The sequence below is a fragment of the Salipiger mucosus DSM 16094 genome, from assembly GCF_000442255.1.
Lineage (GTDB): Bacteria > Pseudomonadota > Alphaproteobacteria > Rhodobacterales > Rhodobacteraceae > Salipiger > Salipiger mucosus.
The window spans coordinates 207,061-221,794 of the sequence record NZ_KE557277.1; the positions used below are offsets into that span (position 1 = coordinate 207,061).

Consider the following 14,734-nt stretch of genomic DNA (forward strand, 5'->3'; position numbering starts at 1 on the left):
GGCGCCACCTTCCGGGGTGAAGGAGCCTGCACGCCCGCGGGCTCCGGCAACCGTGACCGGAGAAGTCTCATGCGTTTCGTGAAACCCCTCGCCCTGGCGACCCTGGTGGGCCTGACCGCCATGCCGGCCGCCGCGACGGCCAAGACCCCGCTGGGCGAGGTCAAGGAAATCCACGACGGGCTGATGGCCGTCGGCATCGCCGACCAGCTGCGCAAGGATTGCGACAACCTCAGCGCCCGCATCCTGACGGCCTATGGCTACATCAATTCGCTGAAGTCCCGCGCGAGCGAGCTTGGCTACAGCGACCAGGAAATCGAGGACTTCGTGACCTCGAAGGACGAAAAGCGGCAGATGCGCGCGGACGGCGAGGCCTACCTGCGCGCCCGTGGCGTCGACCCCGAGGACAGCGCGGCCTTCTGTGCCTTCGGCGTGTCCGAGATCGGGGCGGGCACCGCCATCGGCAAGCTGCTGCGGGAGAACTGATGCGGGACCGCGCGCTCATAGCCAGTCCGGGCGGGGCGCACCCCGAAAGCGGGGCTCGGGGCGAAACCGGCGGGTTGCGCTCGGCTCCGCGACTGACATACGCAGGGGGCGGGCGCCGCCACCTTGCTGGAACATCGCTTCGAAGGACAATGCCAATGACCGATCTGCGCAAGATCATCATCGACGGGATGGAGATAGAGGTGGATGGGGCGATGACGCTCATCCAGGCCTGCGAGGAAGCCGGCATCGAGGTGCCGCGCTTCTGCTACCACGAGCGGCTGTCGATCGCCGGCAACTGCCGCATGTGCCTCGTCGAGGTGGTGGGCGGCCCGCCCAAGCCCGCGGCCTCCTGCGCGATGCAGGTGCGCGACCTGCGGCCCGGCAAGGATGGCACGCCGCCGACGGTCAAGACCAACTCGCCCATGGTGAAGAAGGCCCGCGAGGGGGTGATGGAGTTTCTGCTCATCAACCACCCGCTCGATTGCCCGATCTGCGACCAGGGCGGCGAATGCGACCTGCAGGACCAGGCGATGGCCTATGGCGTCGATTTCTCGCGCTACCGCGAGCCCAAGCGCGCGGTGGACGACCTCAACCTCGGCCCGCTGGTCGAGACGCACATGACGCGTTGCATCTCCTGCACCCGCTGCGTGCGATTCACCACCGAGGTCGCCGGCATCAGCCAGATGGGCCAGACCGGCCGCGGCGAGGACGCCGAGATCACTGCCTACCTTGGCGAGACGCTCGATTCGAACCTGCAGGGCAACATCATCGATCTCTGCCCGGTCGGTGCGCTGACCTCCAAGCCCTACGCCTTCACCGCGCGCCCTTGGGAGCTCAGCAAGACCGAGTCGATCGACGTGATGGACGCGCTCTGCTCGAACATCCGGGTCGATACGAAGGGGCGCGAAGTCATGCGCTTCCTGCCGCGCAACCACGACGGCGTGAACGAGGAATGGATCTCGGACAAGACGCGCTTCGTCTGGGACGGCCTGCGCCGCCAGCGGCTCGACCGACCCTACGTCCGCGAGAACGGCAAGCTGCGCCCGGCCACCTGGCCCGAGGCGCTCGGCAAGGCGGCCGAGGCGATGAAGGGGGCCAAGAAGGTGGCAGGCCTCGTCGGCGATCTGGCCCCCGTGGAGGCGGCCTTCTCGCTGAAGCAGATGGTCGAGGGTCTGGGCGGCGCGGTCGAGTGCCGCACCGACGGCGCCAAGCTGCCCACTGGAAACCGCTCGGGCTATGTCGGCAACGCCGCCATCGAGGATCTGGACACCGCCAAGGAGATCGTCCTGATCGGCACCAACCCGCGCGACGAGGCCCCGGTGCTGAACGCGCGGATCCGCAAGGCCTGGCTCAATGGTGCCACCGTGCGGGTGATCGGCGCGGCCGCGGATCTGACCTACGAATACGAGCACATCGGCACCGGCCGCGGCGCCCTTTCGGGCGCCAAGGCGGGTGAGGGGGCCATCGTGATCCTGGGTCAGGGCGCGCTGCAGGAAGCCGACGGGTCGGCCGTACTCGGCGCCGCGATGGCAATGGCCGAAGCCGCGAAGGGCAGCTTCATGGTCCTGCATACGGCGGCCGGCCGCGTCGGGGCGATGGACGTGGGCGCCGTGACCGAGGGCGGCATGGACGCCGCCATCGACGGTGCCGACGTGATCTACAACCTGGGCGCCGACGAGGTGGAAATCGCCGACGGGCCCTTCGTGATCTACCAGGGCAGCCACGGCGACCGTGGTGCGCACCGGGCCGACGTGATCCTGCCGGGTGCCGCCTACACCGAGGAGAACGGCCTTTTCGTCAACACCGAGGGTCGTCCGCAGCTGGCGATGCGCGCCGGCTTCGCGCCGGGCGAGGCCAAGGAGAACTGGGCGATCCTGCGGGCGCTTTCGGCCGAACTGGGTGCCAAGCTGCCCTGGGACAGCCTCGCGCAGCTGCGCCAGGCGCTGGTCAAGGCCGTGCCGCATCTGGCCGAGGTCGACACCGTTCCGGGCAACACCTGGACGGCGGTCGAGGCGGGCAAGCTGGGCGATGCCGATTTCCGCTACGCGGTGCGGGATCACTATCTCAGCAACCCGATCGCTCGGTCGAGCGTGCTCATGGCCGAGCTTTCGGCCAACGCGAAAGAGCGCCGCAACGCGCCGATCGCCGCCGAGTGAGGAATGTGGGCGCGCTTCGCCATATCCCTCGCCGCGCTGACAGCGATGCCGGCCTGCGAGACGACGCAGGCCGCGGCGTCCGAGGAGTCTCCGTTCGAGCCGGTCTACGAGGGCATCGAGACCCGGCTGCTGGACGGGGATCTGGTGAGTTTCCTGGTCGAGATGCGGGGTGCCCGCGACTCGGAGGACGTGGGGCGCTACGCGGAATGCGCGGCCGCGCAGTACGCGCTGATCCGGGGCTACGGATTCGCGCGGCATTTGCGCACGAATGTGTCGGAAGAGGGTGGCCTCTGGCGCGGGGATGCTGTTTACACCATCTCGGCGGCGCTGCCCCGCGGGCTCAAGACGATAGACGCGGAAGTCACCGCGCACGCCTGCGCCGAGAACGGAATACCGATGGTGTGAGGGACACTTGATGGCAGATTTCTTTTCCACCCCCTTCGGAACCTTCATCATCATCCTGGCGCAGTGCCTCGCGGTCCTGGGCTTCGTGATGATCTCGCTGCTGGTTCTGGTCTATGGCGACCGCAAGATCTGGGCGGCCGTCCAGATGCGGCGCGGCCCCAACGTCGTCGGCGTCTACGGCATCCTGCAGTCGGTAGCCGATGCGCTGAAATACGTCCTCAAGGAGGTGGTGGTCCCCGCCGGCGCGGACAAAACTGTCTTCATGATGGCGCCGCTCATCTCCTTCGTGATGGCGGTGCTGGCTTGGGCGGTGATTCCCTTCGCCGACGGCTGGGTGCTGTCGAACATCAACGTCGCCATCTTGTACGTCTTCGCCATCTCCTCGCTCGAGGTCTACGGCGTGATCATGGGCGGCTGGGCCTCGAACTCGAAGTATCCCTTCCTCGGCTCGCTGCGCTCGGCCGCGCAGATGATCTCCTACGAGGTCTCCATCGGCCTCATCATCATCGGCGTGATCATCTCGACCGGCTCGATGAACTTCGGCAGCATTGTCGAGGCTCAGGACGGCCGCTTCGGGCTCTTCTCGTGGTACTGGCTGCCGCACTTCCCAATGGTGTTCCTGTTCTTCATCTCGGCCCTGGCCGAAACCAACCGCCCGCCCTTCGACCTGCCCGAGGCCGAGTCGGAACTGGTGGCGGGCTACCAGGTGGAATACTCGGCAACGCCCTTCCTGCTGTTCATGGCAGGCGAGTACATCGCCATCTTCCTGATGTGCGCGCTGACCTCGCTGCTGTTCTTCGGCGGCTGGCTGTCCCCGATCCCGGGGCTGCCCGATGGCGCGCTCTGGATGGTGGCCAAGATGGGCGTGTTCTTCTTCATCTTCGCGATGGTCAAGGCGATCACTCCGCGCTACCGCTACGACCAGCTGATGCGCCTGGGCTGGAAGGTCTTCCTTCCGTTCAGCCTGGTCTGGGTGGTCTTCGTGTCCTTCGCCGCGAAATTCGGATGGTTCTGGGGCAGCTTCGCCCGCTGGACCACGGGAGGTTAAGCAAGCAATGGCTAGCATCGACTACGGACGCGCCGCGAGGTATTTCCTGCTCGCGGATGTCTTCAAGGGCTTCGGTCTGGGGCTGCGCTACTTCTTCAAGCCCAAGCCCACGCTGAACTACCCGCACGAGAAGGGCTACCTTTCGCCGCGCTTCCGCGGCGAGCACGCCCTGCGCCGCTATCCCAACGGGGAAGAGCGCTGCATCGCCTGCAAGCTCTGCGAGGCGATCTGCCCGGCGCAGGCCATCACCATCGACGCCGAGCCGCGCGATGACGGCAGCCGCCGCACCACGCGCTACGACATCGACATGACGAAGTGCATCTACTGCGGCTTCTGCCAAGAGGCCTGCCCGGTCGATGCCATCGTCGAGGGGCCCAACTTCGAGTTCTCGACCGAGACGCGCGAGGAGCTGTTCTACGACAAGGCCAAGCTGCTCGAGAACGGCGAGCGCTGGGAAGCCGAGATCGCCCGCAACCTCGAGTTGGACGCGCCCTACCGATGAGCGACGGCAAGACCCCCTTCGAGCTGATGATGGCCCAGGCGCAGGAGATGGCGAAGGCCTTCAATCCTGCGCTCGAGTCCTTCAACCCGAAGGGGTTCGAGAAGCTCTGGCCGACCATGCCCAAAGACGCCATGGAGATGTGGTTCGGCAAGGGCGTGTCGAAGGAGGGGCTCGACGCGAAAACCCGGCTGCTGCTGACGCTTGCGGGGTTGACGATGCAGGGCGCGCAGGCCGATACGGCGCTGCGCATGACCGTGCGCCACCTGCTCGAGGCCGGCGCCACCAAGGACGAGATCGCCGAGACCATCGCACAGATGTCGATGTTCGCCGGCATACCCGCCATGACCCGCGCCATGGAGCTTGCGCGCGAGGTGATGGAAGACAGCGAGGATGACGCCAAATGACCGTGTTCGCATTCTACCTCTTCGCGTTGGCCGCCATCGCGGGGGGCCTTTTCACAGTCATCAGCCGCAACCCGGTGCACTCGGTGCTCTGGCTGATCCTGGCCTTCCTCTCGGCGGCGGGGCTCTTCGTGCTGCTGGGCGCGGAATTCGTGGCGATGCTGCTGATCATCGTCTACGTGGGCGCGGTCGCGGTGCTGTTCCTCTTCGTGGTGATGATGCTCGACGTCGATTTCGCCGAGTTGAGGGCAGGCATGGCCAAGTACATGCCCCTGGCGCTGCTGATCGGTCTGATCGTCCTGATGGAGCTCGGCATGGCGCTCGGCGCCTGGCAGAGCTCGGAGGCGGCCGCAGGCCAGCTTTCGGCGCCGACGCCCACCGAGATGCACAACACCGCCGCGCTGGGTGTGCTGCTCTATGACCGCTATTTCCTCCTGTTCCAGCTTGCCGGCCTGATCCTGCTGGTGTCGATGATCGGCGCCATCGTGCTGACGCTGCGCCACCGCGCCGACGTCAAGCGCCAGGACGTGCTCGCCCAGATGTGGCGCGACCCGGCCAAGGCGATGGAACTGAAGGACGTGAAACCGGGGCAGGGGCTCTAGGCCCCGCCACCGCACACGCGCGCCCCGGGCCACCCCGGGGCACTGCTTCCGGCCCGGCCGGGAGAGGGAACCTCGGGGGTCCGCCAAGACGGGCTCCGGCAAAGACAATTGCCCCCGCAACAGGGGGCGGGAAGTGGGACAGCGATGAGCATAGCCAGTTGGATAGCCATCTTCTTCGCGGGGATCTTCGTTCCCGTGGTCCTGGGCGCGGCCGGGGGCCGCAAGCGGAACGGAGATCGCACATGATCGGGTTGGAGCATTACCTCACGGTGGCGGCGGTGCTGTTCGTCATCGGCATCTTCGGCATCTTCCTGAACCGGAAGAACGTCATCATCCTGCTGATGTCGATCGAGCTGATCCTGCTCTCGGTGAACATCAACTTCGTCGCCTTCTCTTCGTTCCTCGGTGATCTCGCGGGACAGGTCTTCACGCTCTTCGTGCTGACCGTCGCGGCGGCCGAGGCGGCGATCGGCCTCGCGATCCTTGTCTGCTTCTTCCGCAACCGCGGCACCATCGCCGTGGAAGACGTCAACGTGATGAAAGGCTGAGCCGCATGGAGACGATCATCCTCTTCGCCCCGCTGGTGGGCGCGCTCATCGCGGGCTTCGGCTGGCGCTTCATCGGCGAGACCGGCGCGCAGTGGGTCACCACCGGCCTGCTGTTCCTGGCCTGCCTGCTGTCGTGGATCGTGTTCTTCACGCTGGGCGAGGCCGAGAGCATCTCGCTCTTCCGCTTCATCGAGAGCGGCACGCTCAGCACCGACTGGGCGATCCGCTCGGACCGGCTGACCGCGATCATGCTGATCGTCGTGACGACGGTCTCGGCGCTCGTGCACCTCTACAGCTTCGGCTACATGGCGCATGACGAGAACTTCCGCGCCGGCGAAAGCTACAAGCCGCGCTTTTTCGCCTACCTGTCCTTCTTCACCTTCGCGATGCTCGCGCTGGTGACCTCGGACAATCTGGTGCAGATGTTCTTTGGCTGGGAAGGCGTCGGCGTCGCATCCTACCTGCTGATCGGCTTCTACTACCGCAAGCCCTCGGCCAACGCGGCGGCGATGAAAGCCTTCATCGTGAACCGCGTCGGCGACTTCGGCTTCGCGCTGGGGATCTTCGGACTGTTCTACCTGACCGACAGCATCAACCTCGACGACGTCTTCGCCGCCGCACCGCAGCTGGCCGAAACCCAGCTCACCTTCCTCTGGACCGAGTGGAACGCGGCGAACCTGCTGGCCTTCCTGCTCTTCGTGGGCGCCATGGGCAAATCGGCGCAGCTGCTGCTGCACACCTGGCTGCCCGACGCAATGGAAGGCCCGACGCCGGTCTCGGCACTGATCCACGCGGCCACCATGGTGACCGCCGGCGTCTTCCTCGTCTGCCGCATGTCGCCGCTGATGGAATACGCACCCGATGCGATGGCCTTCGTCACCTTCCTGGGCGCCGCCACAGCCTTCTTCGCGGCGACGGTCGGCCTAGTGCAGAACGACATCAAGCGCGTCATCGCCTATTCGACCTGTTCGCAGCTCGGCTACATGTTCGTGGCCGCGGGCGTGGGGGTCTATTCGGTGGCGATGTTCCACCTCTTCACGCACGCCTTCTTCAAGGCCATGCTCTTCCTCGGCGCCGGCTCGGTGATCCACGGGATGCACCACGAGCAGGACATGCGGAACTACGGCGGCCTGAAGGACAAGCTTCCCTACACCTTCTGGGCGATGATGATCGGCACGCTGGCGATCACCGGCGTGGGCATCCCGCTCACCGGCTGGTTCGGCTTCGCGGGCTTCGTGTCCAAGGACGCGATCATCGAGAGCGCCTGGGCCGGCACCGACGGCGGCTTCGCCTTCTGGGCTCTGGTCATCGCGGCGCTGTTCACCAGCTTCTATTCCTGGCGGCTGATGTTCATGACCTTCTGGGGCAAGCCGCGCGGCGACAAGCACACGCACGAGCATGCACATGAATCCCCGCGGGTCATGCTGATCCCGCTCGGCGTGCTGGCCGTGGGTGCGGTTTTTGCCGGGATGCTGTGGTACGGCGTCTTCTTCGGCGACCACGACAAGGTCACCCGCTGGTTCGGCATGCCTGCGCATCACGCCGAAGCCTCCGAAGGTGATCACGGCGAGGAAGCCGCAGCCGAGGGCGGCGCGGAAACGGCGGCTGCCGACACCGAAGAGGGTGGCGAGCAAACCGCCGCGGATGAAGGTCATGGCGAGGCCGAGACTCACGCCGCCGCCGGCATGGCGCCACAGGGCGCGATCTACATGGCGCCGGACAACACCGTCATGGACGACGCGCACCACGCGCCGGTCTGGGTCAAGCTTTCGCCCTTCGTTGCCATGCTCATCGGGCTGGGCATCGCCTACTGGTTCTACATCGTGAACCCGGCACTGCCCAAACGTCTGGCCGAGACGCACCGTCCGCTGTACCTCTTCCTGCTGAACAAGTGGTACTTCGACGAAATCTACGACTTCCTCTTCGTGCGGTCCGCAAAGGCGCTTGGCCGCCTCCTGTGGAAGCGCGGCGACGGTAGCGTCATCGACGGCTCGATCAATGGCGTGGCGATGGGGATCATTCCCTTCTTCACCCGCCTCGCAGGCCGCGCGCAGTCCGGCTACATCTTCACCTATGCCTTCGCCATGGTCATCGGGATCGCGATCCTGGTCACCTGGATGTCGATCCTCGGAGGGGCGCAGTAATGGCCAACCTGCTTTCCATCGTCACCTTCCTGCCTGCGCTGGCGGCGCTGATCCTCGCGGTCTTCCTGCGCGGCGGTGACGCGGCGGCGGACCGCAACGCGAAGTGGCTGGCGCTGATCGCCACGACCGCGACCTTCGTGATCTCGCTGTTCATCCTGTTCCAGTTCGATGCCTCGAACACCGGCTTCCAGATGGTGGAAGAGGGTGACTGGATCCTCGGGCTGAAGTACAAGATGGGCGTCGACGGCATTTCGGTGCTGTTCGTGATGCTCACGACCTTCATGATGCCGCTGACCATCGCGGCCAGCTGGGCGGTGAAGTCGCGCGTCAAGGAATACATGATCGCCTTCCTGCTGCTGGAAACGCTCATGCTGGGCGTCTTCATGGCGCTGGACCTGGTGCTCTTCTACCTCTTCTTCGAGGGCGGCCTGATCCCGATGTTCCTGATCATCGGCATCTGGGGCGGCAAGAACCGGATCTACGCGGCCTTCAAGTTCTTCCTCTACACTTTCCTCGGGTCGGTGCTGATGCTGGTGGCCATGGTCGCCATGTACACCGACGCGGGCACCACAGACATCCCGACACTGCTGACGCACGAGTTCTCGACGGGCAGCTTCGAGGTGCTGGGCGTGCACATCCTCGGCGGGCTGCAGACCATGCTCTGGCTGGCCTTCTTCGCCAGCTTCGCGGTCAAGATGCCGATGTGGCCGGTGCACACCTGGCTGCCGGACGCGCACGTTCAGGCGCCCACCGCGGGCTCGGTCGTGCTGGCGGCGATCCTTCTGAAGATGGGCGGCTACGGCTTCCTGCGCTTCTCGCTGCCGATGTTCCCCGTGGGCTCCGAGGTCATGGCGCCGCTGGTCTTCTGGATGTCGGCCATCGCCATCGTCTACACCAGCCTCGTGGCGCTGGTGCAGGACGACATGAAGAAGCTGATCGCCTACTCGTCGGTCGCGCACATGGGCTATGTCACCATGGGCATCTTCGCGGCGAACCAGCAGGGCGTGGATGGCGCCATCTTCCAGATGCTGTCGCACGGCTTCATCTCGGGCGCGCTCTTCCTCTGTGTCGGCGTGATCTACGACCGGATGCACACCCGCGAGATCGACGCCTACGGCGGGCTCGTGAACCGCATGCCGGCCTATGCGCTGATCTTCATGTTCTTCACCATGGCCAACGTGGGCCTGCCGGGCACCTCGGGCTTCGTGGGCGAGTTCCTGACGCTCATGGGCATTTTCCAGGTCAACACCTGGGTGGCGCTCTTCGCGGCCTCGGGCGTGATCCTGTCGGCGTCCTATGCGCTGTGGCTCTACCGCCGCGTCGTCTTCGGCGACCTCATCAAGGAGAGCCTCAAGACCATCCGCGACATGACCAGCCGCGAGCGCGCGATCTTTGCGCCGCTGGTCATCATGACGCTCTGGCTGGGGGTCTACCCCTCGGCGGCGCTGGACATCGTGGGACCGTCGGTCGAGGCGCTTCTTTCCAACTATGACACGGCCGTCGCGGCCGCCGACCTCGGCGGTGACGCGCAGGTGGCCGAAGCGAACCACTGAGGGGGCGGGACATGATCTCGGCTGATCTGAACATCATCCTTCCGGAGATCGTGCTCGCGGTCTTTGCCATGCTGACGCTGGTGGGCGCGGTCTACACCGGCAAGGACAAGCTGGCCCGGCCCATGCTCTGGGCCACGGCTGCCGTCTTCGCGCTGCTGGCGCTGTGGATCGGCACCGCGGGCGGGGGCGACCGGACGGCCTTCCACGGCATGTTCATCGACGACGCCTTCGCCCGCTTCGCGAAGGTCACGGTCCTGATCTCGGCCGCCGCCGTGCTGGTCATGAGCGAGGGCTACATGGCCCGCCACGGGCTGCTGCGCTTCGAATACCCGGTGCTGGTCGCGCTCGCGGCCGTGGGCATGATGGTCATGGTCTCGGCGGGCGATCTCATCGCGCTCTACATGGGGCTCGAGTTGCAGTCGCTGGCGCTCTACGTCGTGGCCTCGCTGCGCCGCGACAGCGAGACCTCGACCGAGGCCGGCCTGAAGTACTTCGTGCTGGGCTCGCTCAGCTCGGGCCTGCTGCTCTACGGCGCCTCGCTGACCTACGGCTATGCCGGCACCACGCTTTTCCCGGGCGTGATCGAGGCGGCGACCGGCGATCACCTCTCGGTGGGCCTGCTGATCGGTCTCGTCTTCATGCTCTCGGGTCTGGCGTTCAAGGTCTCGGCGGTGCCCTTCCACATGTGGACGCCCGACGTCTACCAGGGCTCGCCCACGCCGGTGACGGCCTTCTTCGCCACGGCGCCCAAGGTCGCGGCCATGGCGCTCTTCGCCCGGCTGCTGCACGATGCCTTCGGCGGCGCGGTCGCGGACTGGAGCCAGGTGGTTGCGCTGCTGGCGCTGCTGTCGATGTTCCTGGGCTCGATCGCGGCGATCGGCCAGCGCGACATCAAGCGCCTGATGGCCTATTCCTCGATCGCGCACATGGGCTACGCGCTGATGGGGCTCGCGGCAGGCACCGATTTCGGCGTGCAGGCGATGCTGGTCTACATGGTGATCTACGTCACCATGAACGTCGGCACCTTCGCCTTCATCATGTCCATGAGCCGCGACGGCCGGCCGGTGACCACCATCGACTCGCTGGGCCTCTACGCCCGCAAGGAGCCGGGGCGCGCGCTGGCGATGCTGGTGCTGCTCTTCAGCCTGGCGGGCGTGCCGCCGATGGTCGGCTTCTTCGGCAAGCTCTACGTTCTGCGCGCGGCCTACGAGGCGGGGCTGATCTGGCTTGCGGTGGGCGGCATGATCGCCTCGGTGATCGGCGCCTACTACTACCTGCGGATCGTCTACCTGATGTATTTCGGAGAGGATCGCGAGGATGCGCTCGACAGCGGCGGGGCGCCGGTGCTCTGGGGCTTCCTCGTTGTTTCGGCGGTGGTCATGGTGGCCGGCGTCGTGAACCTCTTCGGGATCGAGGGCGCAGCGGCGGCCGCGGCGGCGACGCTTGTCAACTGAGCGTCCCCAGGGTCGTTCGGGAAAGGGTGACGCGCCGCGGGCGCGTCGCCTTTTCGTTTGCGGCGCCTGCGGCGCCGATGCCTCCGGCGGGCGTATTTCGGGAAAGATGAAGGTGCAGGGCGCGTGAGCTGGCCGGCGGGATATGGTCGGCGTGTGCTACCGGAGGTGGACAGCACCATGGCCGAGGCCGGGCGGCTGGCGGGAACCCTGGCAGGCCCCGAGTGGATCCTGGCGCTGCGGCAGACGGCGGCGCGCGGGCGGCGCGGGCGGGCCTGGGTGACGCCGGACGGCAACTTCTCGGCGACGCTGGTCATGATGCCGCGCGAGGCGCCCGGCGTGGTGGCGCTGCGCAGTTTCGTGGCCTCGCTCGCGCTCTTCGATGCGCTGGTCGCGGTCACCGGGCGGGCCGAGGGGCTTTCGCTGAAGTGGCCCAACGATGTCTTGCTGAACGGGGGAAAGCTGGCGGGGATTCTGCTGGAAAGTCTTGGCCCGCGTCGCGGCACGACGCACCTGGCCATCGGGGTCGGCGTGAACCTTGCGGCCGCGCCGGGCGCGGACGAGGTCGAGCCCGGCGCGCTGCGGCCGGTTTCGCTGGTTTCGGAGACCGGCGCGGCGGTGGCGCCCGAGGCGCTGCTGGAAGCGCTGGCCGCGGCCTATGCGCGCCACGAGGCGGCTTTCGTGACCTACGGGTTCGGACCGGTCCGCGAGGCCTGGCTGGCGCGGGCGGCACGGCTGGGCGAGACCGTCGCGGCGCGCACGGGGCGGAGCGAGGTGACCGGCACCTTCGAGACGGTGGACGATACCGGCAATCTTGTCTTAAAGACCGCCAAGACCCGGCAGGCCATTCCCGCCGCCGACGTGTTCTTCTGAGGGGGCGCCCATGCTTCTGGCGATCGATTGCGGCAACACCAACACGGTCTTCTCGATCTGGGACGGCACGCGGTTCCTCGCGACCTGGCGGACCTCGACCGAGCATCAGCGGACGGCGGACCAGTACTACGTCTGGCTCTCGACGCTGATGGAGTTCCAGAAGATCGAGGCCGATATCACCGACGTCATCATCTCGTCGACCGTGCCGCGGGTGGTCTTCAACCTGCGCGTCCTGTCGGACCGCTACTTCGGCACCCGTCCGCTGGTGGTGGGACGCCCGGACTGCGCGCTGCCGGTCGAAGTGCGCGTCGATGCGGGCACGGCCGTGGGGCCGGACCGGCTGGTCAACACCGTGGCCGGGCATCACCTTTTCGGCGGCGACCTGATCGTCGTGGATTTCGGCACCGCCACGACCTTCGACGTGATCGACAGCGACGGCGCCTATGTCGGCGGCGTGATCGCGCCCGGCGTGAACCTGAGCCTCGAGGCGCTCCACCAGGCCGCCGCGGCGCTGCCGCATGTCGATGTGACGCGGCCACAGAAAGTGGTGGGCACCAACACGGTCGCCTGCATGCAGTCGGGAGTCTTCTGGGGCTACGTCGGCCTGGTGCGCGAGATCTGCGCGCGCATCAAGGAGGAACGCGGGCGCGCGATGAAAGTTATCTCGACCGGGGGTCTTGCGCCGCTCTTCAACCAGGCGGGCGAGCTCTACGACGAATGGGTCGACGACCTCACAATTCACGGGCTGACCGTGATCCACAAGTACAACACAGGGGCAACGGCCTGACATGAGCAACGCGCGCATCATCTATCTTCCGCTCGGCGGCGCAGGCGAGATCGGCATGAACTGCTATGTCTACGGCTACGGCAAACCGGGCGAGGAGCGGCTGATCGTCGTCGACCTGGGCGTGGCCTTTCCGGACATGGACACGACGCCGGGCGTCGACATCATTTTCGCCGACATCGCCTGGCTGGTCGAGAACCGCGAGCGGATCGAGGCGGTCTTCATCACGCATGCGCATGAGGACCACGTCGGCGCTGTGGGTCACTGCTTCGAGCGGTTGGGCGCGCCGATCTACGCCCGGGCCTTCACCGCGAATATCGCCCGCGGCAAGATGGCCGAGTACGGCTATTCCGAGGAGTCCGTGCGCACCGTGTCGAAGTGGCCCGAGACGGTGACGGCCGGGCCCTTCACCGTCGGCTTCCTGCCGATCTCGCACTCGATCCCGGAAAGCTCGGCGCTGGTCATCGACACGCCCGAGGGGCGGTTGGTGCACACCGGCGACTTCAAGCTCGACGCCGAGCCGGTGGTGGGCGAAGCCTTCGACCCGGACCTCTGGGCCGAGGTGGCGAAGCCCGGGGTGAAGGCGCTGGTCTGCGATTCCACCAACGTCTTCTCGACGCATGCCGGGCGGTCGGAATCGACCGTCGGGCCCGAGATCGAGAAACTCGTCAGCGGGGCGCAGAACATGGTCGTCGCGACGAGCTTTGCCTCGAACGTGGCGCGGGTGAAGACGCTGGCCGAGGCAGGCGAACGGGCAGGGCGCTCGATCTGCCTGCTGGGCCGGGCCATGCGGCGCATGGTCGAGGCGGCGATCGAAACCGGCGTGCTGACCGGCTTCCCGAAGGTCGTCAGCCCGGAGGAAGCCGCCGACATCCCGCGCGAGAACATCATGCTCATCGTCACAGGCAGCCAGGGCGAGCGGCGCGCGGCCAGCGCGCAGCTGTCGCGGGGCAAGTACAACGGGATCGAGCTGAAGGAGGGCGACCTCTTCCTGTTCTCCTCCAAGACGATCCCCGGCAACGAGAAGGACGTCATCCGCATCGTCAACAACTTCTCCGAACGGGGCGTGGATGTGGTCGATGACAGCTCGGGCCTCTATCACGTTTCCGGTCACGCCAACCGTCCCGACCTGGAGCGGATGCAGGAGATCGTGAACCCGCAGATCGTGATCCCCATGCACGGCGAGCACCGGCACCTGCGCGAGCACGTCAAGCTTGCCCAGGCCAAGGGGCGCACTGGCGTGCTGGCCGTGAACGGCATGATGATGGACCTCAGCGGCAACGAGCCCACGGTGGCCGAGTGGATCGACGCCGGGCGCACCTACCTCGACGGTGGGGTGCAGATCGGCGCGCTGGACGGCATCGTGCGCGACAGGATCCGCATGGCGCTGAACGGACACGTGGTGGTGACGGTGATCCTCGACGAGGACGACGAGCCGCTGGGCGAGCCCTGGTGCGAACTCATGGGCCTGGCCGAGACCGGGCGCAGCAACGCGCCACTGGTCGACGTGCTGGAAGAGGACCTGAGCCAGTTCATGGGCCGGGCGGGCGACAAGACGCTGTCGGACGACGACAAGATCGAGGAGGGCATGCGCCGCATCGTGCGCAACACCTCGCAGAACGAGATCGGCAAGAAGCCCGAGGTCACGGTGATCGTCAGCCGCCTGTCCTGACGGGCGGCACCGATCAGGCGATCCGGGCGGAACCTTTGACCGCGTCCCGGGCGTTGAGTGTGCACAGGCCCCGCAACCGGGGCCGCCAGCATGCAAAGCTCAAGGAGGCGAC

At 66.6% G+C, this 14,734-nt stretch carries 14 protein-coding genes; all 14 read left to right on the forward strand.

Annotation, left to right across the window (positions count from 1 at the left end):
• Positions 1–69 precede the first annotated feature (69 nt).
• The 14 genes from SALMUC_RS14940 (at position 70) to SALMUC_RS15005 (ending at position 14,622) form a co-directional block, all read left to right on the forward strand.
• The gene (locus SALMUC_RS14940; RefSeq protein WP_020038703.1) at positions 70–483 is read left to right on the forward strand and encodes a DUF5333 domain-containing protein; all 414 of its coding nucleotides are present in this window, start codon (positions 70–72) and stop codon (positions 481–483) included.
• A 155-nt stretch (positions 484–638) separates the two neighbouring features.
• Complete coding sequence (nuoG, locus tag SALMUC_RS14945) at positions 639–2,639, forward strand: NADH-quinone oxidoreductase subunit NuoG (RefSeq protein WP_020038702.1); 2,001 nt, start codon at positions 639–641, stop codon at positions 2,637–2,639.
• Positions 2,640–2,642: 3 nt separating this feature from the next.
• The gene (locus SALMUC_RS14950; protein WP_020038701.1) at positions 2,643–3,044 is read left to right on the forward strand and encodes a hypothetical protein; all 402 of its coding nucleotides are present in this window, start codon (positions 2,643–2,645) and stop codon (positions 3,042–3,044) included.
• Between the two features lie 10 nt (positions 3,045–3,054).
• A complete protein-coding gene (gene nuoH, locus SALMUC_RS14955; RefSeq protein WP_020038700.1) occupies positions 3,055–4,092 on the forward strand; it encodes an NADH-quinone oxidoreductase subunit NuoH in 1,038 nt (345 codons plus the stop codon).
• Positions 4,093–4,099: 7 nt separating this feature from the next.
• A complete protein-coding gene (gene nuoI, locus SALMUC_RS14960; protein ID WP_020038699.1) occupies positions 4,100–4,594 on the forward strand; it encodes an NADH-quinone oxidoreductase subunit NuoI in 495 nt (164 codons plus the stop codon).
• Positions 4,591–4,998, forward strand: a complete 408-nt coding sequence (locus SALMUC_RS14965; RefSeq protein WP_020038698.1) for a carboxymuconolactone decarboxylase family protein — start codon at positions 4,591–4,593, stop codon at positions 4,996–4,998. The genes nuoI and SALMUC_RS14965 overlap by 4 nt, the downstream gene beginning before the upstream one ends.
• A complete protein-coding gene (locus SALMUC_RS14970; protein WP_020038697.1) occupies positions 4,995–5,597 on the forward strand; it encodes an NADH-quinone oxidoreductase subunit J in 603 nt (200 codons plus the stop codon). Before SALMUC_RS14965 ends, SALMUC_RS14970 begins: the two co-directional genes overlap by 4 nt.
• A gap of 242 nt (positions 5,598–5,839) precedes the next feature.
• A complete protein-coding gene (gene nuoK / locus SALMUC_RS14975; protein WP_020038696.1) occupies positions 5,840–6,145 on the forward strand; it encodes an NADH-quinone oxidoreductase subunit NuoK in 306 nt (101 codons plus the stop codon).
• A gap of 5 nt (positions 6,146–6,150) precedes the next feature.
• Positions 6,151–8,289, forward strand: a complete 2,139-nt coding sequence (nuoL, locus tag SALMUC_RS14980) for an NADH-quinone oxidoreductase subunit L (protein ID WP_020038695.1) — start codon at positions 6,151–6,153, stop codon at positions 8,287–8,289.
• Entirely contained in the window at positions 8,289–9,842 is a 1,554-nt protein-coding gene (locus SALMUC_RS14985; protein ID WP_020038694.1) for an NADH-quinone oxidoreductase subunit M, read from the forward strand. The genes nuoL and SALMUC_RS14985 overlap by 1 nt, the downstream gene beginning before the upstream one ends.
• A gap of 11 nt (positions 9,843–9,853) precedes the next feature.
• Complete coding sequence (nuoN, locus tag SALMUC_RS14990) at positions 9,854–11,296, forward strand: NADH-quinone oxidoreductase subunit NuoN (protein ID WP_020038693.1); 1,443 nt, start codon at positions 9,854–9,856, stop codon at positions 11,294–11,296.
• A gap of 123 nt (positions 11,297–11,419) precedes the next feature.
• Entirely contained in the window at positions 11,420–12,166 is a 747-nt protein-coding gene (locus SALMUC_RS14995) for a biotin--[acetyl-CoA-carboxylase] ligase (protein WP_037372021.1), read from the forward strand.
• Positions 12,167–12,176: 10 nt separating this feature from the next.
• Positions 12,177–12,953 carry a type III pantothenate kinase gene (locus SALMUC_RS15000; protein WP_020038691.1) on the forward strand — a complete coding sequence of 259 codons (777 nt, stop codon included), beginning with the start codon at positions 12,177–12,179 and terminating at the stop codon, positions 12,951–12,953.
• 1 nt (position 12,954) lies between these two features.
• Positions 12,955–14,622: a ribonuclease J gene (locus SALMUC_RS15005; RefSeq protein ID WP_020038690.1), complete on the forward strand. Its 1,668-nt coding sequence runs from the start codon at positions 12,955–12,957 to the stop codon at positions 14,620–14,622.
• Positions 14,623–14,734 lie beyond the last annotated feature (112 nt).